The organism is Mycolicibacterium tusciae (genome assembly GCF_002086795.1).
Classification (GTDB): Bacteria; Actinomycetota; Actinomycetes; order Mycobacteriales; family Mycobacteriaceae; genus Mycobacterium; species Mycobacterium tusciae.
On record NZ_MVIM01000001.1, the window covers coordinates 64,870 to 89,212 of the forward strand.

Sequence of the window (24,343 nt, forward strand, 5' to 3'; positions counted from 1 at the left end):
TGGACGCTCAAGCGTCGGTGTGGTGCAGCCAATCTCGTGACCGTATGCGCCACGTCGCCTTCGCGTAGTCCAATTCCGAGTGCGGCCACTGCGTGACGATCCGTCCGGTGGGCGATCGGTAGTAGCTATCGCACTGCGTCCAGATCGTCCGGTCCAGGTCGGCCGAAATCTGATCGTTGTACCGCTGTTCGACGTCCGGACGCACGTCGAGATAGCCGCCGCGCCCGGCCAACCGGCAGACCGCGCTGGCCACCAAGCGCGCGCCGGCCTCCAGGACGTAGATGATCGAGTTCGCGCCCTGGTTGGTGTTCGGTCCGTACAACATGAAGAAATTGGGAAAACCGCTCACGGCGACGCCGAGATACGCCTGAGGATCCAGACCCCAACGGTCATGCAGGTTTTCGCCGTCGAGCCCGACGATCTCGAGTCCCGAGAGATAACTGCTCGTCTCGAAGCCCGTCGCAAAGACGATGGCGTCGACCTCGACGACGCGGCCGCTCTCGGTGACCACGGCTGACTCGGTGATTCGCCGGATCGGATCTGTCACGAGGCCGACATGCGGGTGTTGCAATGCCAGATAATACTTCTCGCCGAGCAGTACGCGTTTGCACCGAAACGGATACCGCGGGGTCAGAGCGTCACGCATCGCATCGTCTTCGACGTGGCGGCGCAGAAAGTTCGCCGACAATTCCTGAACCGCGGCCATTCGTGGATGCTCGGGCGTCAACGCCGTGTTGTCGTGCTGCAGCTTCCACAACCGCCAACGCTCACGTAGAGCGGCCCACGGGAGCCGGCGGAAGCGCGCGAGCTCGTCGGGGCTGTAGGGTCGATCCTCCTTCGGCACCATCCACGGCGGCGTGCGCTGGAAGACCGTCAGCTGCCCTGCGATGGCGGCGAGTTCCGGGATGACCTGCACGCCGCTGGCGCCGGTGCCGACGACCGCGACCCGTTTTTCGGTCAGGTCGACACCCGCGTCCCATTGCGAGGTGTGCATCAGCTGGCCGGTGAATTCCGCGATGCCCTCGATATCGGGATAGCGTGCGGCGCCGAACAATCCCACCGCGCTGACGACGGCGTCCGCAACGAGGCTCCGGCCGTCGGCGAGCTCGATGTCCCAGTGCTTCTGCTGCTCACTCCACACCATCTTGTGCACGCCCGTCCCCAGCATCAGGTGCCGGCGCAGGTCGAAGCGATCGGCTACCGACTCCAGGTACGAGAGGATCTCGGGCTGGTAGGCGTAGGTGCGGGTCCAGTGGCGGTTCGGCGCGAACGAGAACGAGTACAGGTGGCTCTGGATGTCACACGCCGCACCCGGGTAGGTGTTCTGCCGCCAGGTGCCACCGACGCCGTCGGACCGTTCGATGATCACGATGTCGTCGATACCCTTGCGTCGTAACGCAACCGCCGCGGCGATCCCGCCGAAGCCGGCTCCGATGATCGCCACCCGGGGAGATCTGCTGCGGCGGGTCAGCGCTCGAAGACGACCGATTAGGTATCGCCTCCTCATCGATGGATACCTGTGCGGATCTCGAACCCTTCCGGTGCGCCGTTCGCGCGCGACGCTTGGAGGATGTCGGCGTATTCGGTTGGCGTGCCATAAAAGAAGCTGCCCTGTCGCGTCTTCGCGTTCGCCTGCCCTTCCCGGTTGTAGTAGCCCGGTGTGCAGGATTTCGCGCGGTCGGCGCTCGCCCCCGAACGTGCGACCACGGTGTCGACCCACGCCGATTCGGCGTCGACTGTCGCCTCCAATTCCGCTGCGTCATTGTTCAACGCCCACGCGATGACCTCTGCGGTGTGACGCGCTTGCACATCGAGGAGATACGGGAAGTTCACCGTGAACCCGGATTGAGCGATCGACAGGATGAAGCAGTTCGGGAATCCGTTGACCGCGAGGCCGTGCAGTGTCTGCACACCCTCTTGCCATTTGTCGGTGATCGTGACCCCGTCCCGGCCGATGATCTCGAAGCCGGTCCGTCGCGAGTAGTCAGTGCCGACCTCGAAACCCGTTGCGAAGATCAGACAGTCGATGCTGTGTTCCTGGCCGTCGACCACCACACCGTCGGTGGTGATGCGCTCGACGCCCTTACCTCTTGTGTCGACGAGCGTCACGTTGTCCCGGTTGAACGACTGAAGGTAGTCGTCGTGGAAGCAGGGCCGTTTGCAGAAGTAGCCGTACCAGGGTTTGAGCGCCTCTGCTGTCGCAGGATCCGTCACGATCGAATCGACGCGGGCCCGGATTTCTTCCATCTTGGCGAAGTCGGCCAATTCGACAGCGCGCAAACGGTCTTCGTCGGACATTCCCTCGACACGGGTCTGCCGCATGACGAACAGCTTCTTGACGATGCTCGTCCACGCGTCGTCGACGAGATCCTCGTCGGCTTCACCGCCCGCGGTGAGCAGCTGGAAATTCTCGATGCGACGGCGCTGCCATCCGTCTTGCAGAGACCCCGACCAGTCGGGATCGGTTGGGCGATTGCCACGCACGTCGACGGTCGAAGGGGTGCGCTGAAAGACGAGCAGTTCCTTGACGGCCCTGGCGAGGTGCGGCACACACTGGATGGCGGTCGCGCCGGTCCCGATGATCCCGACCTTCTTGTCCGCCAGGTTCGCCAGGTCGGCCCCGGTGTAGTCGTAGTCCCACCGGCTGGTGTGGAACGTGTGCCCGGCGAAGTCAGAAATTCCTTCGATGCCAGGCAATTTCGGCTTCTGAAGATATCCGTTGGCCATCGCGACGAAGCGGGCGCGCATGCTGTCGCCGTGATTGGTCGTGATGATCCAGCGCTGCAGTTCGGCGTCCCAGCGGATCTGCTGCACCTCGGTCTGCAGGCAGATGTCGCGGTACAGGTCATAGTGTTCGGCGATGCTCTGGCAATGCGCGAAGATCTCAGGGCCCTTCGCATATTTTTCGGTCGGAACGTAGCCCAGCTCCTCGAGCAGCGGCATGTACACGTACGACTCGACGTCGCAGGCTATACCGGGGTACCGGTTCCAGTACCACGTGCCTCCGACGTCGGCGGCCTTGTCGATCAACCGGATGCTGCGTACACCGAGTTCGCGCAGGCGAGCCCCGGTGAGCAGCCCGCCGAACCCGGCGCCGATGATCGCGACATCGACCTCATCGGACAGCGGGTCGCGGGTCAAGTCCCGATCGCTCCAGGGATCAGTCGCGAAGCCGGCGAACACGCCTGAGATCTCGACGTACTGCTCGATGCCGTCGGGACGCAGTCGGCGGTCCCGCTCCTGGGCATATTTCTGCCGCAGCGCATCGACGTCGAACTCCACGCCCGGCATCTTGCCGCGAATCTCAGTCAGGCGTCGACGTATTTCGCGAGATGTTTGCCGGTCAGCGTGGACCGCTCGGCGACAAGGTCAGCCGGCGTTCCCTCGAAGACCACCCTGCCACCGTCGTGACCGGCGCCGGGACCGAGATCGATGATCCAGTCGGCGTGCGCCATGACCGCCTGGTGGTGCTCGATCACGAGCACGGACCTACCGGCATCGACAAGGCGGTCCAACAGCCCCAGCAGCTGTTCGACGTCGGCGAGATGCAGGCCCGAGGTCGGTTCGTCGAGGACGTAGATGTCGCCCTTGTCCCCCATCTGCGAGGCGAGCTTGAGCCGCTGCCGCTCACCACCGGACAGCGTGGTCAGGGGCTGGCCGAGCGAGAGGTAGCCCAGACCGACGTCGGTGAGGCGGTCCAGGATCTTGTGCGCGGCCGGGTTGGCGGCGTCGCCGGCACCGAAGAACGCGAGCGCGTCGGCCACCGACATGGCCAGCACCTCGGCGATATTGTGACCGCCGAACGTGTACTCCAGCACCGATGCTTGAAACCTCTTACCCTCGCACTCCTCGCACGGCGACTCGACGGTGGCCATGACGCCCAACTCGGTGAAGATCACCCCGGCGCCGTTACAGGTCGGGCATGCGCCCTCGGAGTTGGCGCTGAACAGCGCCGGTTTGACGTCGTTGGCTTTGGCGAACGCCTTGCGGATCGGATCCAGCAAGCCGGTGTAGGTCGCGGGATTGCTCCGTCGCGATCCGCGGATCGGCGCCTGGTCGATCACCACAACGCCGTCACGGCCCGCAATCGAGCCGCTGATCAGAGAGCTCTTGCCGGAGCCGGCGACGCCGGTGACCACACACAGCACGCCGAGTGGGATGTCGACATCCACCTTCTGCAGATTGTGGGTCGACGCGCCGCGAACCTCCATTGCGCCGGACGATGCGCGCACCGAGTCTTTGAGCGATGCGCGGTCGTCGAGATGGCGTCCGGTTACGGTCCTGCTCTTGCGCAACCCGTCGATCGTGCCTTCGTAGACGACCTGGCCACCGTCGCCACCTGCGCCGGGACCGAGGTCGACGATGTGATCGGCAATCGCGATCACCTCGGGTTTGTGCTCCACCACCAGGACGGTGTTGCCTTTGTCGCGCAGCTGCCGCAAGAGCTCGTTCATCCGCGCGATGTCGTGTGGATGCAGCCCGACCGTGGGTTCATCGAAGACGTATGTGACGTCGGTCAACGCCGACCCGAGATGGCGAATCATCTTGACGCGCTGGGCTTCACCGCCGGACAGGGTCCCTGCCGGCCGACCGAGCGACAGATACCCCAGCCCGATCTCGACGAAGGAGTCGATGGTGTGCTGCAACGACTTCACCAGCGGGGCCACCGACTTGTCGGTGATGCCGCCGATCCATTCGGCCAGATCGCTGATCTGCATCTCGTAGACATCGGCGATGCTGCGGCCCTTGATCTTCGACGACCGCGCGGTGTCGGATAGCCGGGTGCCGCCGCAGTCCGGACACGTCGTGAACGTCACCGCCCGTTCCACGAAGGCGCGAATATGCGGCTGCATCGCTTCGACATCCTTCGCGAGGAAGGATTTCTTGATCTGCGGAATCAGCCCGAGATAAGTGAGGTTGACGCCGTCGATCTTGAGCTTGGTCGCCTCCTTGTGCAGCAGAGCGTCCAGTTCCTTCTTGGTGAACTTGTTGATCGGCTTGTTGGGGTCAAAGAAGCCGCAGCCGTTGAAGATTCGACCGTACCAGCCCTCCATGGAGAACCCGGGGATGGTGAGTGCGCCCTTGTTGAGCGACTTGGTGTCGTCGTAGAGCGCGGTCAGGTCGATGTCGTTGATCGAACCCCGTCCCTCGCAGCGCGGGCACATACCGCCCACGATGCTGAATTCACGGCGCTCCTTGACGGTCCGACCACCCTTGTCCATCGTGACGGCGCCGGCGCCGCTGATCGAGGCGACGTTGAACGAAAAGGCTTGTGGTGAACCGATGTGCGGCTTACCCAGACGGCTGAACAGAATGCGCAACATCGCCCCCGTATCGGTGGCGGTGCCGACGGTGGAGCGCGGATCGGTGCCCATCCGCTGCTGATCGACGATGATCGCCGTTGTGAGACCCTCGAGCACGTCGACCTCGGGCCGTGCCAGCGTCGGCATGAAGCCTTGGACGAAGGCGCTGTAGGTCTCGTTGATCAGCCGCTTCGACTCCGCGGCGATGGTGTCGAAGACAAGAGAGCTCTTTCCCGACCCCGAGACACCGGTGAACACGGTGAGCCGGCGCTTGGGAAGTTCGACGTGAACATTCTTGAGGTTGTTCTCACGGGCGCCGTGCACGCGGATCAGGTCGTGGCTGTCGGCGGCATGACCCACTCAGCTCAGCTCCTGGATACGGACCATGTTGCCTGCGGGATCACGCAACGCGCAGTCACGCACACCGTAGGGCTGCTCTGTTGGCTCCTGAACGATCTCGGCGTCGCCGGCCTGGACACGCTCGAAGGTCGCGTCGAGGTCCTTGGTTGCCAGGTTGATTTGGGCGTAGGTGCCCTTGGCCATCATTTCGGCGATGAGGCGGCGTTCATCCTCGGTAAGGCCCGGCGCGGCGGTCGGCGGATAGAGGACGACGTTGGTGTCGGGCTGGTTGGGAGGCCCGACCGTGATCCAGCGCATCTTTCCCTCTCCGACGTCGAGCCGGACTTCGAAGCCGAGGGTGTCGCGGTAGAACGCCAAGGAAGCATCCGGGTCGTCGTGCGGGAGCATGCTGGAGTTGATGGTGATGTCCATGGCGCTCACGTTATGTGCAGCGATACCGCAGGCGCTTCTCGATTCCTGATCGGTCTGGTGACTTGCTTCTCCACGCAGTGAGGTAGGCCTGCGGACGCGCCGGCCGTCTGTACGCGGTAGGTACTGGGCGGAACACCGACCAATTCGGTGAACCGGGTGCTGAAGGTGCCAAGCGACGAGCAGCCGACGGCGAAGCAGACCTCGGTGACGGACATGTCGCCGCGTCGTAGCAGGGCCATCGCCCGCTCGATACGCCTGGTCATCAGGTAGGAGTATGGCGATTCGCCGTATGCGCTCTTGAATCGGCGCGACAGGTGCCCGGCCGACATGTTCACCCCACGGGCGAGTGCCTCGACGTCCAGGGGCTGGGCGTATTCGCGGTCCATGCGGTCGCGGACTGTGCGCAACAGTCTGAGGTCGCGCAGGCGCTGTTCGTCGACCGGCCCGCTACTCATGCACGATATGTTACGTGGCACCCGACGCCACCACGTGGACCATCCGGCGTGCTCAATTGAATGTCGTTGTTGTGAACAGCCTTTCAGGCTGCCCGTCCCGATTTCGGCTTTCCGCAGCTGAGAACGGTAAAGTCGCAGCATGGCCGAGCGCATCGCCCTGTGGGGAAGGGATATCGACGACGATTCGTCGCCCGACCCCGACAACGGGTTCGCAGGCTGCGGTCATCGCGACCCGATCACCGAGCCGATTCCGGTGGTCGAGGACGAATATTCCGGATACGGCAACGGCTACGTCGATGGCGAACCCGAGTACGCCGATGACCTGACGGACATCGCCGACACCCAAGAGACCGCCAGGGCCTTCTCCTATGCCAAGCCGTTCCTCGACCGTCGCCCCGGCTCCCCTGCAGACTCGCTGACGTTCAAGCCCGCCCCCACGCCGTGGTATCGCACCAAACGCGGCCTGATCGTGCTGCTCGGGGTTATCGCCGTTGTGCTGGTGTTGGCACTCCTCCCCCTGCTGCTGCGCAGCCCGGGACCGGAGGCGCCGACAAACACACCGTCGACGGAACCGACGCCCAGCAGTGTGCAACCGACGTCCACCAGCGGTGCACCCGAATTGACCAGTCAGCCCGCCCCGCCACCGCCGCCGCCTCCCCCGCCGCCACCGGCACAGGACGCGCCGGTGTACCGGCCCCAATACCCGTCGTCGGGTGGCGGTTCGGGGTCGCGAGCGCCGAAACCGGAAATCGGCGTCACCCGGGCACCGATCAGCGTCGCGCCCAAGCCCGTAACACCGCCCACCTCAGCGGAAGTCGGTAAGCACGGCAGCACCAGCCGCTGGTAAGCCACTCGCAGTTGCTACTCGTAGTTGATACCGGTCGGCGGAAAGGGCTTGTTCGCGAAGTCGATCTGCGCCGCCGGGTTCGCGACGGCGGTCGTCATCCCCGATGCGAATGCACCCTCGTGGTCGAACAGCGTGGCTGTTCCAACGGCGATCCCGTCCGACGCGCAGTGCGAATCACCCCGAATGCAGATCCAGTCGTCGACCGGCAGCCGGGACAACGCGACGGTCAGATCGCCGTTTATGTAGCCGACACCCTTCGTGCCCAAGTTGGTCACGAGGCTGGTCGACTCGGCGACAATTGCGGCCCGTACGAACGGCGAGATCTGCTCCTCCGCAACGGCATTGATGCCTCCGTAAAAGAAGCTCTTGCGTGAGTCGTTCTGATGCGCCGCCGGGCTGCGCGTCCAGCCGGCAGCGCTGCCGATGAAGGGCAACGTCTGATCATCCGGAGGTGGTGGCGACGGAGGAGCGATCGGTGCGGTCCACAAAACCCCGGGTGGCGCCGTCGAGCGTCGGTACTGGACCAACGTCGCGCGTGCGACCGCCCGGCCGTCCTGAAGCACATCGCATTCCGCACTGCGCACCCGGCGACCGTCACGCACCACCCGCACGTCCACTTTCGTCAACACTGAGCGGGCCGCCCGGAATAGGTCGACGGTGAGGCGAGCGGGCATGAAGTCCGGCGATCCGCAGCGGCTTTCGAGCACCTGCGCCGACAGCCCCACAACTGCGGGCCCGTTCAGATGGTCATCGCCCCAGTGGCTGAGCGCAAAGCGGGTCGGCATGAACCCGCCGTCCTCGGTTCGCGTGAAATGCGCCGGTTCCGTTGCCATTCGCGAATCCTCGCACAGGCACCGCGCGGCCCCTCAGCCAGAAGCGGCCTTTTCCTCGTCTCGCGCATCGTCTTCGGCCGGGTCGCTGTTGTCACGTCGACGCTCACGCAGCACGAAGGCAGCCACCGCCAATACCAGTACCGCGACACCGAGCACCGCGACCTCGACGATCGCACGCGAGAACTGTGGCCCATCCTTCAGTAGTGTTGCCGCCTCCACGGACAACACCACGATCTCCTTGATACAGGCCAGAATTCCGACGATGATGAACGGCTCCGCGACGATCTCACGGGATCGGAGACATGAGCGGACCGCGTACAACAGCTCGACGAAGATGAAGATCAGCAGCAGGCCGTCGAGCACCTCGAGCATCACTGTCTTGGCCGGTGCGCTTCGCAGGCTCAGCATCGTGTTGAACTGCGCCACGAGCAGGGCGACGGACCCGATGATGAGCACGACGGCGATCGCCCAGTACACGACGTCTTCCAGGAACCCGAGCGCGCGATCGGCGAACCGCTGACGTTCTTCCTCGTCGCCCTCGCCGCTCTTCGCCTTGGCCATGCGCACCTCCGAAAGGGCCCCAGATCTACCTGACCGTCAGTTACTACCCCGAGGTGGTCTTGACCAATCTCTCATGGCCGGACGGCGATCACGGTCCAAACGCTGCGACGACCATGCCCGTGTTGGCCGACCGCCACGTCGGTAAAGCCCGATGTGCGGCACTGGGCGGCAAATGATTCCGCTTGCTGTTGTGTCCATCCGTGGCTTGCCAGACCTGTCGCACCAGGCTGCACCCTGCGTTCGACGGCGAGCAAACGGCCCTTCGGCGCCAGTAGCCGTCGTGCCTCACCGAGGCCCATGCCGACGTTTTGCCAGTGATGCACGGTCGCCAACGACCACAGGACCGTCGCCGAACCGTCCGGCAGCGGCACGCTCTCTGCGGTGCCCTCGGCCCACGCGATACTCGCGTCCCGGGTGAAGGTGCGGGCCAACCGCAACATGACCGGAGCGGGATCGATACCGGTCGCCCTCGCACCGCGGCGTGCGGCTTCCCGCACCGCACCACCGGGGCCGCACCCGACGTCGACGACCCGGTCACCGGCCGACACTCCGATGACCTCGACGGCCAGTCGCGCGTTGGCCCGTCCCATCCACAGCAGCAGCAGCCCGACAATCGCCCCGGTCACACCAGAAAAGCCGTGGTGATCGGCGTGATGGTTGACCGGAAGTGATTCTGGAGTGGTCATCCTACGAGCTTGCAGGTTCAAGTCAGCTTGAAGTCAAATGAGAAGCGATGGACCTCGTACCGATCGGTGAGGCGGCGGCCCGGCTGGGGCTGTCGACGTCCGCTCTGCGCTACTACGACGAGCGCGGGCTCGCTTGTCCTGCGCACCGACGGGCCGGCAAGCGGATGTACGGGCCCGACGACCTCCGCCGTCTGGCGTTCATCAAGATCTTTCAGCAGCTCGGCGTCTCCCTCGATACCGCCGCTGCGGTGCTCGATGCGCCCGGGCCGCAGTGGCGTGAAATCGTGCGAGAACAGATCTGCGCATTGGACGAAGTGGTCAGGCAGGCGCGGGGCGCGCAACACTTCCTCACGCATGCGCTGCAATGCCCGACCGAACATCCCGCACACGAGTGTCCCACCATGACCGGTGCGCTGGACCGGCTCGTCGACGGTATGACCGTGGCTCAGCTGGCCGACGAACACGCCGACGACCCGGCCTGACGTCCGCGCCTCCGTTCCCACGGCCACGTCATGGCCGCCCACACGCCGGCGACCAGGACCGCCCCGACCAGGACGTACCACGGCCACGGCCCCATCACATCGAGCAATGACGCGGTGGCGGGTTTCGCGTTGAGAAAGCCGTAGTTGCTGCCCGCGATGCTGTTGAACGTCATGGTGACCGCCACCCACGTCAGCGTCACCACCACCACGAACCGATAGCTGCGCCACCCGGGCCGCATACCCCGGCCCCAGGTGAGATAGATCGCCGCCCAGACCACCAGCAGATGAATCGCCCAGAACCCCAGGAATTGGTAGTGCGGAAAGTCGGGACCGGTCAGCACCGGCGAGATCAAGGCCTGCACGCTGAGTACCAGGCCCCAGTAGTAGGTCAGCGTGTAGGCCCACTGTCGCTGTGACCACATGGCGTAGGCGGTCACCATGGTCGCCAGATCGGTGAGATGCAACGGCACCGACCACCGCACGTCGGGCGGGGACAACGCGTTGACGAACGCGGCGGCATAGATCGCCGCGGTGAGCGCACCGACGATCCGTCCGAAGACCCGCGCCTGGCGCTCGGTCTGCCTGCGGCCGAGCCACACGACGGTGATCGCCCCCGCGACGAAGACCGCCAGCGCAGCCCAATGTGACGGGCCGTACACCGAGAACTCGCCGACTGCGTTGATCTCACAATTCTGACCGCAGCTTCACTTGCCCCGCTTTCGGGTAGATAGTGACTGGAAACCACGAGGGGGCCGTTTCAGGTGAGTGAGATGAAGTATCTCGAGCTGCATGGGGACCGGGTGGCCTACCAGGACGTAGGCGCCGGCCCCCAAACCTTGGTCCTGATTCACGGAATGGCCGGCAGTTCCGGGACGTGGCGGGCGGTGATCCCCGAGCTGTCCCGCAAGTACCGGGTTGTCGCACCCGACCTGCTCGGTCACGGGCAATCCGCGAAGCCGCGCGGCGACTACTCGCTGGGCGCGTTCGCGGTGTGGTTGCGGGACCTGCTCGATGAGTTGGACGTGTCGCGGGCGACGATCATCGGCCAGTCGTTGGGCGGCGGCGTCGCCATGCAGTTCGTCTACCAGCATCCCGACTTCTGCGAGCGGCTGATACTCATCAGCAGCGGCGGCCTGGGACCCGATGTCGGCTGGACGCTTCGCATGCTGTCCGCCCCCGGAGCCGAGTTGATCCTGCCGGTCATCGCGCCACGCCCGGTGCTCACGGCAGGCAACAAACTGCGCTCGTGGTTGTCCACCGCCGGGATTCAATCACCTCGTGGCGCCGAGATGTGGAGCGCCTATTCCTCGCTGGCCGATGGCGAGACGCGACAGGCCTTCCTGCGGACTTTGCGCTCGGTCGTCGACCACCGCGGCCAAGCGGTGAGTGCGTTGAACCGGCTGCACGTGACCGCTGAGATGCCGATGATGGTGATCTGGGGCGACCAGGACCGCATCATTCCCGTCGAGCATGGCTACGCCCTCCACGAAGCACGCGCGGGAAGCCGGCTGGAGGTACTCGCGGGCGTCGGTCACTTCCCTCACGTCGAACGGCCGGGCGAAGTGGTGGACCTGATCGATGACTTCATCGACACCACGCGTCACACGGATTCGCCGCGCCTGCGCACTAAGCGGTAGCCGCCGTAAAGGACAGCAGCGACCAACAGATTGACGTAGTAGGCGATGTCGGCGCCGTGCCACGCGACCGCGACGGGCCCTTGGAGCAACGACGTGTTCATGAACGGGATGGCCGCGACATACGCCACGACGAACACCACCAACGCGACGGCGGCATCGCGTCTGTCCGTCGGCTCCTCGGCCGGGTTGAGGCTTGCCCTGCCGCGGATCCGCAGCGCCCAGTCGATCACGACGACGGCGACGAACGCCGGAACCCAGTAGCTGACGAGCAGCAGGATGTCCAGAAAACGGGTCGCGGTGTCGGCGGCGTTCAGCCAGAGGATCAGCGCGAACGCCAAGGCCGTCACGATCACCGCAGACACCGGCCGGCGCACTCTGACTCCGATGGTCTGCAATGCAAGTGATCCGCTGTAGTCGTTCATGACACCTGACCCGATCGATGCCACCGCAATGATCACCAGCGCCAGTGCTCCCAGCAGGCCACCACCCATCACCGCGCGCATGCCTTCTGCGGTGTGCTCGCCGATCACATCGGCAGCAGCGATCCCAATGCCCTGAATGAACGTGTAGGACAACACGAGTCCGGCAACCGTGAAGCCGAAGACTTTGATCCGCGACGATTCCACCGGCAGGTAACGGCTGAAATCGGCGGCATAGCTGGCCCACGAGACGGCGAGGCTGAAAGCGATGGTCACCTCGAGGACGAAGGCACCGGCAAGGTCAGCCCCCGATACGGCGGGTGGAGTGATGATCTGATGTCCGCCAACGAGTTTCACCGCAAAGACCACAAAGGTCACGAACAGCACCACGCTGAGCACCGCCTGTACGCGGTGTATCAGTTCGTAGCCGAAAAAGCCGACGACGCCCTGGACCCCGAGCACTATCAGCACCGCCGTCCAGAACGGGATGCCGAGCAGCGCTTGTAGCGCCTCCCCGCCGAAGAGTCCGACCAATCCCGTCCATGCGATCGACGAAAGCCATTGCAAGACACCGGGAATTACGACCGTCCCGCCGAACGCCATGCGGGCGTTCGGTAGCTGCCCCGTTCCCGTGCGCGGCCCCCACGTGGACAGGTAGCCCACGATCATCGAGCCGAGTACGGTCCCGATCATCATTGCCAGCAGTCCCAGCCAGAAGCCGAGCCCGAGCACGATCGCGAGCGTGCCGCTGAACAAGCTCGCCACGTTCACCTGCGGGGCGAACCACACCGTGAACAGCCGTCCCGGCGTTCCGTATCGCTGATCCTCGCCGATCGGCGCGATGCCGTGGGTCTCGACCGACAGATCCCCCGCCTTTGCGGGGCGGTGACCGCTGAATGTCGATTCGGTCAGCGCACTTCTGGCTCCCTCGTCCGGCATGGGGTCATTCGATCATGACGGGCGGTCATGAGTCCGCACAGGTCGAGGAACATAATCGAAAGCGAACCCGAAGATCAGCTAACGATCGGAGCGCCACGTGGTCGAGGCCGACGCGAACCGGTCGACCATGTCCGGCGACAACAGCACGCGGTCGAGGCTGTTGGTGGCGGGTTTGAGCGTCGTGGTGCTGACGGTCGCGGTGCTGCAGACCGCGGTGGTCCCGGTGCTCGGAATCATCGCCGACCAACTCCGTGCCTCCGACGTGGGTGTCAGCTGGGCGGTGACCGCCAACCTCCTGGCCGCGATCGCCGCGACGCCATTGATCGGCCGCGTCGCGGATCTGCACAGCAAGAAGACCGTTCTGCTGAGCGTCCTCGGGGTCGTCCTCGTCGGATCCCTGCTGGCGGCCACCACGACATCGCTGCCCCTGCTGATCGTTGGCCGCGTACTGCAGGCCGCCTCGTATGCGCTCTATCCCATTGGCATCGCGATCCTGCGCGAGGAATTACCCGAGGACCGGCTGATGTCGGCGATGGCGGTGCTGTCGGGCACGCTGGGCTTCGGCGGCGGCAGCGGTCTCGTCGTCGTCGGCCTCTTGATGAGCGGAGACGCGGGCTATCACCGGGTGTTCTGGCTGACCACCGGATTCACCGCCGTCGTCATCGTGATCGCAATGTTCGTCGTCCCCCGGCGACCGCGCAGCGTCACCGGGACGATCGACTGGATCGGCGCGCTCGGTCTGGCGGCCGGGCTGTCGGCCGTCCTGCTGGCACTCACGCAGGGCCAGTCATGGGGCTGGGCGTCGCCGGCGACACTCGGGTGTGCCGTCGGCGGTGCGCTCGTGCTCGTCGGCTGGTGGAAGTGGGAGCGGCGCGCCAAACAACCGCTGGTCTCGACCGAGATGTTGAAGCGGCGCCCGATACTGCTGACCAACCTCGCGACCGTCTTCGTGGGGGTGGGGCTGTACTTCGCCTTCCTCGGCCTGACGCAGTTCGTCCAAATACCCAGGGAGGCAGCGGGTTACGGCTTCGGGGCGACGGTTCTGGAGGCCAGCGTGGTCTTCCTCTTGCCGGGGGTGTTCGTAGGGTTTCTCATCGCCTTGTTCAGCGGCAGATTCATCGACCGGTACGGCGCCCGTCCGGTGCTCGTGGTGGCGGCGGTCGCGGGGATCGTCGGCTTCGTGTTCATCGCGTTCGCTCATTCGCAGACGTGGCAGGTGATCGTCGCGGGCATCCTCACCAACGCGTACATCAGCCTGGGCTATGGTGCGCTGCCGGCGTTGGTCGTCAGTGAGGTCGACGCGAACGAGACCGGCGTCGCGACGAGCATGAACGCGATCGCACGCACCATCGGGAGTTCCACGGCGGCGGCGCTGGTCGCGGTCCTGCTCAGTAGGCTGGCCGCCGGCACGGATGTGCCGCTGGAGAGCAGCTTCTTCGTCATCTTCATCGGCGGTGCCGTGACCGCCGGGCTGGCCATGGTGCTCATCGCGGTTTCGCGGGCGGGGGCCCCTGAGCCGGAATCCGTCGAGGCGCGCTACGAATCCCGTGCCATGAACCACGAATGGGGCTGAGAACTACCTCAGTGCCGCCAGGTTCGTCACGGATTTGCGAACGTCGGACTCGAGGACCTTCGCGACCAGATTGCCGATTTTGGTGTTGAGCAGACCACCGGTGAGGTCGGCGATCACTTGGAATACGGAGCCAGAGGCGACATCCTCGGAGGGGCCGGGTACCTCCTTCACACACAGGCGCAGGGCGATGCACACGGCGGGCTTTCCTCTGCCGACCAGCTCGATGGCCTTCGGCTCGTCGTAGCGGGTGACACGCCAGTGGATGACATTGCGGAAACCTTTGACCTTGATCGTCGACGACACCGTGGTGCCGACCTCGACTTGCGTCGGCACCACGCTCTTCCAGCCGCCGAAAATGGTCAGCCACTCGTCGAACCGGCTCAGATCCGACGCGAGCTGCCACGCCTTCTCCGGGCTGAGATCGGACGACACCGAGACATCCACCGTTGCCATGCCCTCACCACTACCCGGGTAAGCCGCCGCGGTAAACGAGTCATCAGATTTCGCCGACCACGCGGCCAACGGCTGCAAAACTGATCATGGGCGCATCGTCGCGACCTCCACAGCCGTCGGCTCAGACCGCCCGGCCGCGGGCCCGCACGCGCGCCTCAGCGGATTCTTTTGGTGCCGGGCCCAGTTGACGAAGGATTCCATTGTCGGAATGTAAATTCGTTGCGGAATCGCTTGCGAAGGTCAGCATGATCGGCGATTGTTTACCCACAGCTTCGGGGGTTTTTGAGGAGGATCCGCTCTGACCGGCTCACACACCACCGCCGTAGATCAATCGACGGGACAACACGGGGCCGACCGCACCAAGAGCGGTCCGGTCATCGAGATCGACCATGTCACCAAGCGCTTCTCGGATTATGTAGCGGTCGCCGAGGCGGACTTCTCCATCGCCTCGGGTGAGTTCTTCTCGCTGCTGGGCCCGTCGGGCTGCGGAAAGACGACGACGCTGCGGATGATCGCGGGATTCGAGAGTCCGACCGAGGGAGCCATTCGGCTCGAGGGGGTCGACGTCTCGCGGGTGCCACCGCACAAACGCAACGTCAACACGGTTTTTCAGCACTACGCGCTCTTCCCGCACATGTCCGTGTGGGACAACGTGGCGTACGGACCGCGCAGCCGCAAGAAAGACAAGGCCGAAGTGCGCAGGCGGGTCGACGAATTGCTTGAGGTCGTCCGCTTGACCGACTTCGCCGAGCGCAGGCCCGCCCAGCTGTCGGGCGGCCAGCAGCAGCGTGTCGCGCTGGCCCGTGCGCTGGTCAACTACCCGAGCGCACTGCTGCTCGACGAACCGCTGGGCGCGCTCGACCTCAAGCTGCGGCACGCCATGCAGTTCGAGCTCAAACGGATCCAGCGCGAGGTCGGGATCACGTTCATCTACGTCACCCACGACCAGGAAGAGGCGCTGACGATGAGTGACCGCATCGCGGTCATGAACGCAGGCAACGTCGACCAGATCGGCACGCCGACCGAGATCTACGACCGCCCCTCCACGGTGTTCGTCGCCAGCTTCATCGGACAGGCGAACTTGTGGGCGGGCCGCCAGACCGGCCGCACCAACCGCGACTTCGTCGAAGTCGAAGTGCTCGGGACGACGCTGAAGGCCCGCCCCGGTGACACCGCGATCGAACCAGGCGGCCACGCGACGCTGATGGTGCGGCCGGAACGAGTCCGAGTATCGGTCGACGCCCCGACCGGAGATGTCGCGACCGTGTCCGCGACCGTCAAGGATCTGACGTTCCAGGGTCCGGTGCTGCGGCTGATGATGGTGGCGCCCGACGACTCGACGATCATCGCTCACGTCGGTCCCGAACAAGACCTCCCGATGCTGCGGCCCGGCGACGGGGTCCACGTGGCATGGGCACCGGACGCCTCGCTGGTGCTGCCTGCGGCGGACATCCCCACGGCCGAAGATCTCGAAGAGATGCTCGACGACTCCTGATCGACCGTTTTCGTTCGCCCGTCCCCTCTTTCCCATCGACGAAAGGCACAGTCGCCATGCCATCCACGAACATCGACCTCGAACTGGCCGCCCGGCTCGCCGCCAACAGGACGTCACGTCGGCGGTTCATCGGCGGAGGTGCCGCGGCCGCCGCCGCGCTGGCTCTCGGCCCGTCCTTCCTCGCCGCCTGTAGCTCGGACGGCGGCGGATCGGGCGAGACTTCAGCACAGAACGGTGGCCCAGCAAGCGGCACGTTGCGGGTCTCGAACTGGCCGCTGTACATGGCCGACGGTTTCGTCGCCGCTTTCCAGACCGCGTCCGGCATCACGGTGGACTACAAGGAAGACTTCAACGACAACGAGCAGTGGTTCGCCAAGAACAAGGAACCGTTGTCGCGCAAGCAGGACATCGGTGCTGACCTCGCGGTGCCGACCACGTTCATGGCGGTGCGTCTACACCAGCTCGGTTGGCTGAATGACATCAGCGATGCCGGCTGGTCCAACAAGAAGAACCTGCGCCCGGATCTGCTCGAGGCGAGCGTCGACCCGGAGCGAAAGTTCAGCGCGCCCTACATGTCCGGCCTCGTCGGTCTGGCCTACAACCGTGCGGCGACCGGTCGGGACATCTCCAAGATCGACGATCTGTGGGATCCGGCGTTCAAGGGCCGTGTCAGCCTGTTCTCGGACGCCCAGGACGGCCTCGGCATGCTGATGCTCTCGCAAGGCAATTCCCCCGAGGACCCCAGCACCGAGGCGGTGCAGAAGGCCGTTGACCTGGTCCGCGAGCAGAAGGACAAGGGACAGATCCGACGCTTCACGGGCAACGACTACGCCGATGACCTCGCGGCGGGCAACATCGCTGTCGCGCAGGCTTATTCGGGTGACGTCGTCCAGCTGCAGGCGGACAACCCCGATCTGCAATTCGTGGTTCCGGAGTCGGGTGCGACGACGTTCGTCGACACCATGGTGATTCCCTACACCACGAAAAACCAAAGCGCTGCCGAGGCGTGGATCAACTACATCTACGACCGGGCGAACTACGCCAAGCTGGTGTCCTTCGTGCAGTACGTCCCCGTTTTGTCGGATATGACCGAGGAACTGGAGAAGGTCGATCCTGCCGCGGCGAGCAACCCGCTGATCAACCCGTCGAAGGAGACCCTGGACAAGTCGAAGGGCTGGGCAGCGCTGACCGACGAGCAGACCCTCGAGTACAACACCTTGTACGCAGCAGTCACCGGCGGCTGATCGGATGGCGGGTGTAGCCACCAGCGGTCGACAGCGGAGCAAGATCGCTCCGTATCTGATGGTCCTGCCGGCGCTCGTGTACCTCGGAATCTTCTTCGTGGTGCCGTTCTTCACGCTGGCGCAGACATCGTTGTCGTCGTCGGGCGGTTCGGTGTACATGCCCACGCTCGAATTCGCGTGGGACTTCAACAACTATTTCGAAGCGTTCAGCCTGTACCGCGATCAGATTCTGCGGTCGTTCGGTTATGCCTTGGCGGCTACCCTGCTGTGCCTGGTGCTGGCCTTTCCGCTGGCCTACGTCATCGCGTTCAAGGCGGGACGGTTCAAGAACCTGATCCTCGGTCTAGTGATCCTGCCGTTCTTCGTCACGTTCCTGATCCGCACCATCGCCTGGAAGACGATCCTGGCTGACGAGGGCTGGCTGGTCCAGACGCTCGGCACCATCGGACTGCTGCCCGAGGAGGGCCGGCTGTTGTCCACCAGCTGGGCGGTGATCGGCGGGCTCACCTACAACTGGATCATCTTCATGATCCTGCCGCTCTACGTCAGCCTCGAGAAGATCGATCCGCGGCTGATCGAGGCGTCCAAGGATCTGTACTCGTCCAACGTCCGTAGTTTCACGAAAGTCATTCTGCCGCTGTCGATGCCGGGCGTGCTGGCGGGAAGCATGCTGGTCTTCATCCCGTCGGTCGGCGATTTCATCAACGCCGACTACCTGGGGAGTACGCAGACCACGATGATCGGCAACGTCATCCAGAAACAGTTCCTGGTCGTCAAGGACTACCCGGCCGCGGCGGCGCTGAGCCTGGTGTTGATGCTCATCATTCTGGGTGGAGTGCTGATGTACACGCGGGCGATGGGCACGGAGGATCTTGTATGACCATCGCCGCCATGGAATCCGCAACGAGCCCGAAACCGGCGAAGACCGTGATGGGCTTTCCGCGTTGGGGCGACCTCCTGCTGAAGGTGGTCGCCGGCTTGGTGCTGCTCTACTTGTTCCTGCCGATCTTCGTGATCATCCTGTTCTCGTTCAACAAACCCGCAGGCAAGTTCAACTACACCTGGCAGGGTTTCACGCTGGACAACTGGGCCGACCCGTTCAAGTATCCCCCGCTGACCGAAGCGCTGATCCTGAGTCTCGAGGTCGCGGCCATCTCGACCGCGGTCGCGTTGGTGCTCGGAACCCTGGTCGCGATCGCGCTGGTTCGCCAACGGTGGCGCGGGCAGAGGGCCGTCGACACCTTCCTGATCCTTCCGCTGACCGCTCCGGAAGTCGTGATGGGTGCCGCGCTGCTGACGCTGTTCCTTGACTTCGGCTGGGCCGCGGGATACGCGACGATCCTGATTGCACACATCGCCTTCGAGGTCAGCTTCATCGCGATGACCGTGCGGGCGCGGGTCCGTGGCTTTGATTGGACCCTGGAGGACGCGTCGATGGACCTCGGCGCCAGCCCCTTGCGCACGTTCTTCAAAGTGACGTTGCCGCTGATCATTCCGGGCATCGTTGCGGCGGCGATGTTGTCGTTCGCACTGTCGCTTGACGACTTCATCATCACGTATTTCGTCAGCGGATCCACGGTGACGTATCCGTTGTATGTGAACGCGGCGGTCAAGGCCGCGGTGCCGCCTCAGATCAATGTGCTCGCCACCGCGATCCTGGTGATCAGTCTCATTCTGCTGGCAGCAGGAACACTGCTGCGGCGCAAGAGGTTCGAGGGCTGACTACAGCTTGACGGCGACCGACACACGGCCCGTGGCGTCGCGGCTGGCGACGGCGTGGCCGGTCCGGTCATTTCCGTCGAACTTCAGCAGGGTGATGGGCCCACCGTCGCCGAGGAAGTTGCGCCACCACGTCTTGTTGTCCGGTGACATCACGTTGATGACGATCCCGTCGTCAGTGCGCCGGTAGCCGATCGGGGTTTCGATGGTCTTGCCGGAACGTCGTCCGACATAGCGGATGTTGATCATTCCGCGCCGCACCACCGGTCCGATGAGCGGCGCATCGATGAGCGCGACGAACATCTTGTTCATGAGGCCGACGATCGGTGAACCGTAAAATCCGCTTGCCATTCGACGAGCGTAGCTAGGAGTTCACCTCGGCGGGTACGGGCGACGGAGTACGCGCGCCACTACGGGCGGCTCCGATCCCCGCCGCCACCACGACGGTGATCCCGACCACCCCTGCGATACCGGGCATCTGGTGCAGCACGACGAGGCCGACAATCATCGCGAACGCGGGCTCGAGCGCCATCAGCGTGCCGAACGCGGCCGTCGTCAATCGGCGCAGGGCCAACAGTTCCAGCGCGAACGGCACCACCGGCAGCAGGATCGCGAGACCGATGCCGATCAGGAGGATTTCGGGCGTCATTCGCTCGAACACCGCGGGTCCGACCGTCGCGGTGGCCACCAGGCCGGCGACGGGCATCGACACCGCGAGACCGTTGATGCCCGCGACCTGATCGCCGACGCGCTGGGTCAGCAGGATGTAGGTGGCCCAGCACACCGCCGCGCTGAGCGCGAACAGGACGCCGATGGGGTCAATGACGCCTGCCCATGGCTGGGTCAGCAACACCACACCAACCGCGGCGAGGCCCGGCCACACGAAGCGGTGCCTGCCTTTGCCATGAGCCACCGCGACGCACAGCGGGCCGAGGAACTCGATGGCGCTGGCCGTGCCCAGCGGAATCCGGTCCAGGGCCGCCATGAACAGCAGCGTGATGGCCGCGGTGACGACACCGAGAACGACGCACATCAGAAAGCTCGACCGGGTGAACGCCGAACGCTTCGGCCGCACGATGAGCAGCAGCAGAATTCCGGCCCACGCCAGCCTTAGCCACGCCGCGCCTTCGACTCCGATGTCGTCGATCAGCGTCACCGCGATCGCAAGACCCACCTGGACGCAGAGCATCGAACCCAACGCCATGAAGGCCCCGGTGCGTGCCTGGTTTGTGGTCACCCATGCATTGAACGGGACACATACCGTTCATGTCCACGTGATTTTCCCGGACATACCGTTCACGAATAATGAACAATTGGGCGGTGGACACCCGGCGGCTCCAACTCCTCCTGTCGCTTTCGCGTCTGGGCTCGATGCGGGCGGTGGCCGATGCCCACCACCTCACGACATCGACGGTGTCGCAGCAGATCGCCGCGCTCGCCAGGGAGACGGGAGCACAGCTGATCGAGCCCGACGGCCGCCGGGTGCGGCTGACCCCCGCCGGGCTGCGACTGGCCGACCACGCGGTCACGATCCTCGCGGCGATCGACAGCGCCCGACTGGACCTCGATCCCGATGCCGAGCCGTCGGGCACGGTGCGTGTGGGCGGATTTGCCACCGGTATCCGGGTGTCGCTGCTGCCGATCGTCGCCGACCTCGCCGCACAGTATCCGGACGTGAATTTGGTGATCAGCGAGTACGAACCCATCGAAGCCTTCGCGTTGCTGACCGACGACGATCTCGATCTGGCGCTCACTTACGATTACAACCTCGCTCCTGCCTCGCCAAACGAGGTGCTTCAGACCGAGGCGCTCTGGTCGATCATGTGGGGGCTGGCCGTCCCCTCGACGTATCCCGACGGACCCGCGGATATTGCGGTCTACGCGGACCAGACGTGGATTGTCAACTCCCGCAACACAGCTGACGAGACGGCCGTTCGCACCCTGGCGTCGCTCGCCGGTTTCGCGCCGCGCATCGCGCACGAGATCGACAGCCTGGACCTTGTCGAAGACCTGATCGAGGCGGGGTTCGGGGTCGGTCTGTTACCCATGGGTCGTCCGACCAGCCGAGGTGTGAAGGTGCTGCCGCTGGCTACACCCGAAGCGGTGCTGACCGCGTACGCGGTGACACGCCGTGGCCGAGCCGATTGGCCACCGTTGCGAGCCGTGCTGGACCGGATGCGGCCGCCGCCGGGACAGGCGCTGCCTCGGCCGCGCTGGCCTCGCCCCGAAGCGGGTGGCTAGCAGTCAGGCCGCGCGACGTCGCCGCGCTCGATTCCGCGTGTCGGTCGACCACAGGTAGCCGCAGTCAGAGCACTGCAGGTGGACCACCGTGCCCTTGTTGCTCAGCAGGTACTGCCAATGGATGGCGCAGTTCTTCCGCTTATCGCAATCCACGCATTTGGTGGGGTGGTCACAACACGGGCAGGGCAACCAGGCGCGTCGTGACCGGTCGGCGGTGGGATCAATCGGCAGCATTGATCACATTCCGATCAGGCAGGACACCAGCGCGAACAAGATCGTCATAGATCCGTTGCTGCTCGTCGTCGAGGTCGGAATACAACATTTCTTCAGCCCGCTGTTCCTCGGCCATCACAGCGATCGGATCCCACTCGTCACCGATCGCCTCCAGGACTGCACTGCGGCGTCGCGCCTCGTCGAGCGTCAGGTCATAGGCGAATTCGAGGTCGGCCCTCATGGCACCTCCAGCCATTCGTCAGCAAAACGAATGGTAAGGGTCACCTAATTAGAGCTGGTCAAGCAATGACCTACATCACAGTCTAGGGTCCGACTTCGTCACACGATTCGCGAGCCACCGCTGTTGCCGACGCACGAAATCGGCATCCACGACCGCGCCGTGACCGGGGATGTAGAGGGCGTCCTGGCCACCGGCTTCGAGCAGGCGATCGAGAGTGCCCGGCCATGCCGCAGTATCGGAGCCACCGTCGATCGACGGGTCGGCGGACTCTTCGACGAGATCGCCGCAGAAGACAACGCGGCGCTCAGCACCGTCGACGACCGCGACCAGGTCGTGGTCGGTGTGGCCGCGGCCCAGATGGCTGATGGAAACCACGCGTTCGCCGAGATCGATGACGTCCGATTCCACCTCGTGCTGAGGCCGCCGCAACGCGGCAACGGCCTCGTCGACCTCGCGCGGTTTCGCGCCGTACTGCAGGGCGTCTGAGCGCAGGCGCTCCGAGTGATCGGTCATGGTCGCCGCGGCCGCAGCCGCGCAGTACACGGCCGCACCATCGAACGCCGACGAGCCCAAGACATGGTCGAAATGGTGATGAGTCAACACGACGTGGCTCACCTCGCGGCCCGTCATCTGCTCCACATCGGCGCGGATCGCTCGTGCTTCGGTCAAGGTGGATCCGGTGTCGATCAGCGCGGCGCCGAGCCGTCCCCAAATCACCCCGACCGTGACGTCGAGGAACGGCAGGCGACACCGAACAACGCTGTCCGCCAGCTGTTCCCACGTGTAGTTCACTGCCCAAGCGTCAACGGCTGCGCGGCGCGGTACTGATCGAGCACGTGCGGCGTCGGTGCTGCCGTGTACGTTGTCGTGATCCCGAACGACCATGCCGGCGGCGCGTCATCTTGAGAGAGTGCCCATGCCGCCTGGCGAGCCGCGCCCAGCGCGACGTACTCCGCCGGTGTTGGCACATGTACAGGTGCCCCCCACAGTGCGGACGCGATATGACGCACCGCCCCCGAGCGCGCTCCCCCGCCTACGAGGATGATGCGATTGACGTCGACGCCGTGTTCGGTGATCCTGTCGATGCAGTAGGCCATCGAGCTGAGCAGGCCTTCCACGGCGGCGCGAGCAATATTGGCGGCGTTGAGGTTTCGGGTGGTCATACCGTGCATCGCCCCCGCAGCCGACGGCAAGTTCGGTGAGCGTTCACCTTCGAAATACGGCACCAGTGTCAACCCGCCGGCACCGGGTTCCGCCGACATCGCCAACCGATCCAACTCGTCGAAGTCAACGCCGAGCATCGTGGCGACGGCGGCAAGTACCGGGGCGCCGTTGAGCGTGCAGACAAGCGGCAACTGGCGGCCGGTTGCATCGGCGAAGCCCGCCACGATCCCGTCGGGATCGTGCGGCGCCACGTCACCCACCGCGCTCACGACACCCGACGTGCCCAGTGAGACGACGCAATCACCGGGCTCGGCGCCCAGTCCGAGGGCCGCCCCCGCGTTGTCCCCGGCGCCGGGCCCGAGCACTGCGCCGGTCGACGTCCGCCCCGCCTCCTGGGCGGGGCCGAGCACCGCCGGGACATGGGGCCGTCGACCCCGCATCGCCATTTCGAGCAGGTCGAATTGATAGCTGTCGGACTCCGAGGAGAAGTACCCGGTGCCGCTCGCGTCGCTTCGATCGGTACGCAGATCGGCGATGTCAGTCGAACCGCTCAACCGCCAGGTCAGCCAGTCGTGCGGCAAGCACACCGCGGCCGTCGCATCTGCATGCGCGGGTTCGTGATCGGCGAGCCAACGCAATTTCGCCGCCGTGATCGCGGCGACGGGCACCACGCCGATGCGCTTTGCCCACTCCTGGGCGCCCAGCTCGGCCACAAGCTCGTCAGCGGCTGCACTCGACCGGGTGTCGTTCCACAGCAGTGCATCTCGTACGACGGCGCCCGTACCGTCGAGACACACCATGCCGTGCTGCTGCGCACCGACCGAGACCGCCGCCACGTCATCGAGTCCGCCCGCGGCGGTGACGGCCGCCTGCAGCGCCGACCACCATTGCTGCGGATCGATCTCGGTGCCGTCCGGATGCGGCGAGCTTGCCGAGCGGACGACCGCGCCGGTGTCGGCGTCGCAGATGACGATTTTGCAGGACTGGGTGGATGAGTCAACGCCCGCAACGAGAGCCACGCGGCCGACGCTACGCCGATGAGTCCGCAGTACGCACAGGGTCTACCT

General features: G+C 65.0%; 25 protein-coding genes. 9 read left to right on the top strand and 16 right to left on the bottom strand.

Features of this window, described 5'->3' with window-relative positions:
- Window positions 1–7 precede the first annotated feature (7 nt).
- Genes BST47_RS00255 through BST47_RS00275 form a run of 5 tightly spaced genes read right to left on the bottom strand, consistent with a single transcriptional unit; the run spans window position 8 to window position 6,529 of the window.
- Entirely contained in the window at window positions 8–1,507 is a 1,500-nt protein-coding gene (locus BST47_RS00255; protein ID WP_083123207.1) for a flavin-containing monooxygenase, read from the bottom strand.
- Window positions 1,504–3,291, bottom strand: coding sequence for a flavin-containing monooxygenase (locus tag BST47_RS00260; RefSeq protein ID WP_083123208.1), 1,788 nt, complete (start codon window positions 3,289–3,291; stop codon window positions 1,504–1,506). The genes BST47_RS00255 and BST47_RS00260 overlap by 4 nt, the downstream gene beginning before the upstream one ends.
- A 17-nt stretch (window positions 3,292–3,308) precedes the next feature.
- Window positions 3,309–5,663 carry an ATP-binding cassette domain-containing protein gene (locus BST47_RS00265; protein ID WP_083123209.1) on the bottom strand — a complete coding sequence of 785 codons (2,355 nt, stop codon included), beginning with the start codon at window positions 5,661–5,663 and terminating at the stop codon, window positions 3,309–3,311.
- Window positions 5,664–6,074 carry a VOC family protein gene (locus BST47_RS00270; protein ID WP_083123698.1) on the bottom strand — a complete coding sequence of 137 codons (411 nt, stop codon included), beginning with the start codon at window positions 6,072–6,074 and terminating at the stop codon, window positions 5,664–5,666. It abuts the gene before it with no gap.
- Between the two features lie 5 nt (window positions 6,075–6,079).
- Window positions 6,080–6,529: a helix-turn-helix transcriptional regulator gene (locus BST47_RS00275; protein WP_083123210.1), complete on the bottom strand. Its 450-nt coding sequence runs from the start codon at window positions 6,527–6,529 to the stop codon at window positions 6,080–6,082.
- A gap of 139 nt (window positions 6,530–6,668) precedes the next feature.
- On the opposite strand from BST47_RS00275, the gene BST47_RS00280 reads away from it, so the two are divergent.
- A complete protein-coding gene (locus BST47_RS00280; protein ID WP_083123211.1) occupies window positions 6,669–7,376 on the top strand; it encodes a hypothetical protein in 708 nt (235 codons plus the stop codon).
- Between the two features lie 14 nt (window positions 7,377–7,390).
- Here the strand turns inward: BST47_RS00280 and BST47_RS00285 are convergent, their stop codons facing one another.
- From BST47_RS00285 to BST47_RS00295, 3 genes are all read right to left on the bottom strand, one after another.
- Window positions 7,391–8,209, bottom strand: coding sequence for an acyl-CoA thioesterase domain-containing protein (locus BST47_RS00285; protein ID WP_083123212.1), 819 nt, complete (start codon window positions 8,207–8,209; stop codon window positions 7,391–7,393).
- Between the two features lie 33 nt (window positions 8,210–8,242).
- Window positions 8,243–8,770: a phosphate-starvation-inducible PsiE family protein gene (locus BST47_RS00290; RefSeq protein WP_083123213.1), complete on the bottom strand. Its 528-nt coding sequence runs from the start codon at window positions 8,768–8,770 to the stop codon at window positions 8,243–8,245.
- A 71-nt stretch (window positions 8,771–8,841) separates the two neighbouring features.
- Window positions 8,842–9,456, bottom strand: coding sequence for a class I SAM-dependent methyltransferase (locus BST47_RS00295; RefSeq protein ID WP_083123214.1), 615 nt, complete (start codon window positions 9,454–9,456; stop codon window positions 8,842–8,844).
- A 47-nt stretch (window positions 9,457–9,503) separates the two neighbouring features.
- Between BST47_RS00295 and BST47_RS00300 the strand changes: the two genes are divergently transcribed.
- Entirely contained in the window at window positions 9,504–9,938 is a 435-nt protein-coding gene (locus BST47_RS00300; RefSeq protein WP_083123215.1) for a MerR family transcriptional regulator, read from the top strand.
- On the opposite strand, the gene BST47_RS00305 is transcribed toward BST47_RS00300, so the two are convergent.
- Window positions 9,902–10,621, bottom strand: coding sequence for a YwaF family protein (locus BST47_RS00305; protein ID WP_107528804.1), 720 nt, complete (start codon window positions 10,619–10,621; stop codon window positions 9,902–9,904). The genes BST47_RS00300 and BST47_RS00305 overlap by 37 nt on opposite strands.
- 87 nt (window positions 10,622–10,708) lie before the next feature.
- On the opposite strand from BST47_RS00305, the gene BST47_RS00310 reads away from it, so the two are divergent.
- Window positions 10,709–11,575, top strand: coding sequence for an alpha/beta fold hydrolase (locus BST47_RS00310; protein WP_207568493.1), 867 nt, complete (start codon window positions 10,709–10,711; stop codon window positions 11,573–11,575).
- Here BST47_RS00310 and BST47_RS00315 read toward each other — a convergent pair.
- Complete coding sequence (locus BST47_RS00315) at window positions 11,539–12,933, bottom strand: purine-cytosine permease family protein (RefSeq protein WP_083123218.1); 1,395 nt, start codon at window positions 12,931–12,933, stop codon at window positions 11,539–11,541. The genes BST47_RS00310 and BST47_RS00315 overlap by 37 nt on opposite strands.
- Window positions 12,934–13,060: 127 nt before the next feature.
- On the opposite strand from BST47_RS00315, the gene BST47_RS00320 reads away from it, so the two are divergent.
- A complete protein-coding gene (locus BST47_RS00320; protein WP_083123699.1) occupies window positions 13,061–14,506 on the top strand; it encodes an MFS transporter in 1,446 nt (481 codons plus the stop codon).
- A 3-nt stretch (window positions 14,507–14,509) separates the two neighbouring features.
- Here the strand turns inward: BST47_RS00320 and BST47_RS00325 are convergent, their stop codons facing one another.
- Window positions 14,510–14,959 (bottom strand): type II toxin-antitoxin system Rv0910 family toxin, encoded by a 450-nt coding sequence (locus BST47_RS00325; RefSeq protein ID WP_083123219.1) that lies wholly within the window; start codon window positions 14,957–14,959, stop codon window positions 14,510–14,512.
- Between the two features lie 376 nt (window positions 14,960–15,335).
- Here BST47_RS00325 and BST47_RS00330 point away from each other — a divergent pair, with 376 nt between their 5' ends.
- The 4 genes from BST47_RS00330 to BST47_RS00345 are packed head-to-tail and all read left to right on the top strand — an operon-like array spanning window position 15,336 to window position 19,420.
- Window positions 15,336–16,454 carry an ABC transporter ATP-binding protein gene (locus BST47_RS00330; RefSeq protein WP_083123220.1) on the top strand — a complete coding sequence of 373 codons (1,119 nt, stop codon included), beginning with the start codon at window positions 15,336–15,338 and terminating at the stop codon, window positions 16,452–16,454.
- 56 nt (window positions 16,455–16,510) lie between these two features.
- Complete coding sequence (locus BST47_RS00335) at window positions 16,511–17,698, top strand: polyamine ABC transporter substrate-binding protein (protein ID WP_083123221.1); 1,188 nt, start codon at window positions 16,511–16,513, stop codon at window positions 17,696–17,698.
- Window positions 17,699–17,702: 4 nt separating this feature from the next.
- Window positions 17,703–18,578, top strand: a complete 876-nt coding sequence (locus BST47_RS00340; protein ID WP_083123222.1) for an ABC transporter permease — start codon at window positions 17,703–17,705, stop codon at window positions 18,576–18,578.
- The gene (locus BST47_RS00345; RefSeq protein ID WP_083123223.1) at window positions 18,575–19,420 is read left to right on the top strand and encodes an ABC transporter permease; all 846 of its coding nucleotides are present in this window, start codon (window positions 18,575–18,577) and stop codon (window positions 19,418–19,420) included. Before BST47_RS00340 ends, BST47_RS00345 begins: the two co-directional genes overlap by 4 nt.
- Here BST47_RS00345 and BST47_RS00350 read toward each other — a convergent pair whose 3' ends face one another.
- Both BST47_RS00350 and BST47_RS00355 read right to left on the bottom strand, forming a co-directional pair.
- The gene (locus BST47_RS00350) at window positions 19,421–19,768 is read right to left on the bottom strand and encodes a hypothetical protein (RefSeq protein WP_083123224.1); all 348 of its coding nucleotides are present in this window, start codon (window positions 19,766–19,768) and stop codon (window positions 19,421–19,423) included.
- A 13-nt stretch (window positions 19,769–19,781) separates the two neighbouring features.
- Window positions 19,782–20,654, bottom strand: coding sequence for an EamA family transporter (locus BST47_RS00355; RefSeq protein WP_083123225.1), 873 nt, complete (start codon window positions 20,652–20,654; stop codon window positions 19,782–19,784).
- Between the two features lie 83 nt (window positions 20,655–20,737).
- Between BST47_RS00355 and BST47_RS00360 the strand changes: the two genes are divergently transcribed.
- Complete coding sequence (locus BST47_RS00360) at window positions 20,738–21,658, top strand: LysR family transcriptional regulator (protein WP_083123700.1); 921 nt, start codon at window positions 20,738–20,740, stop codon at window positions 21,656–21,658.
- A 220-nt stretch (window positions 21,659–21,878) separates the two neighbouring features.
- On the opposite strand, the gene BST47_RS00370 is transcribed toward BST47_RS00360, so the two are convergent.
- From BST47_RS00370 to xylB, 3 genes are all read right to left on the bottom strand, one after another.
- Window positions 21,879–22,112: a DUF6400 family protein gene (locus tag BST47_RS00370; RefSeq protein ID WP_083123227.1), complete on the bottom strand. Its 234-nt coding sequence runs from the start codon at window positions 22,110–22,112 to the stop codon at window positions 21,879–21,881.
- A 75-nt stretch (window positions 22,113–22,187) separates the two neighbouring features.
- Window positions 22,188–22,904, bottom strand: coding sequence for an MBL fold metallo-hydrolase (locus tag BST47_RS00375; protein WP_083123228.1), 717 nt, complete (start codon window positions 22,902–22,904; stop codon window positions 22,188–22,190).
- On the bottom strand, window positions 22,901–24,295 hold the full coding sequence (gene xylB, locus BST47_RS00380) for a xylulokinase (RefSeq protein ID WP_083123229.1): 1,395 nt from the start codon (window positions 24,293–24,295) through the stop codon (window positions 22,901–22,903). The genes BST47_RS00375 and xylB overlap by 4 nt, the downstream gene beginning before the upstream one ends.
- Between the last annotated feature and the right edge of the window lie 48 nt (window positions 24,296–24,343).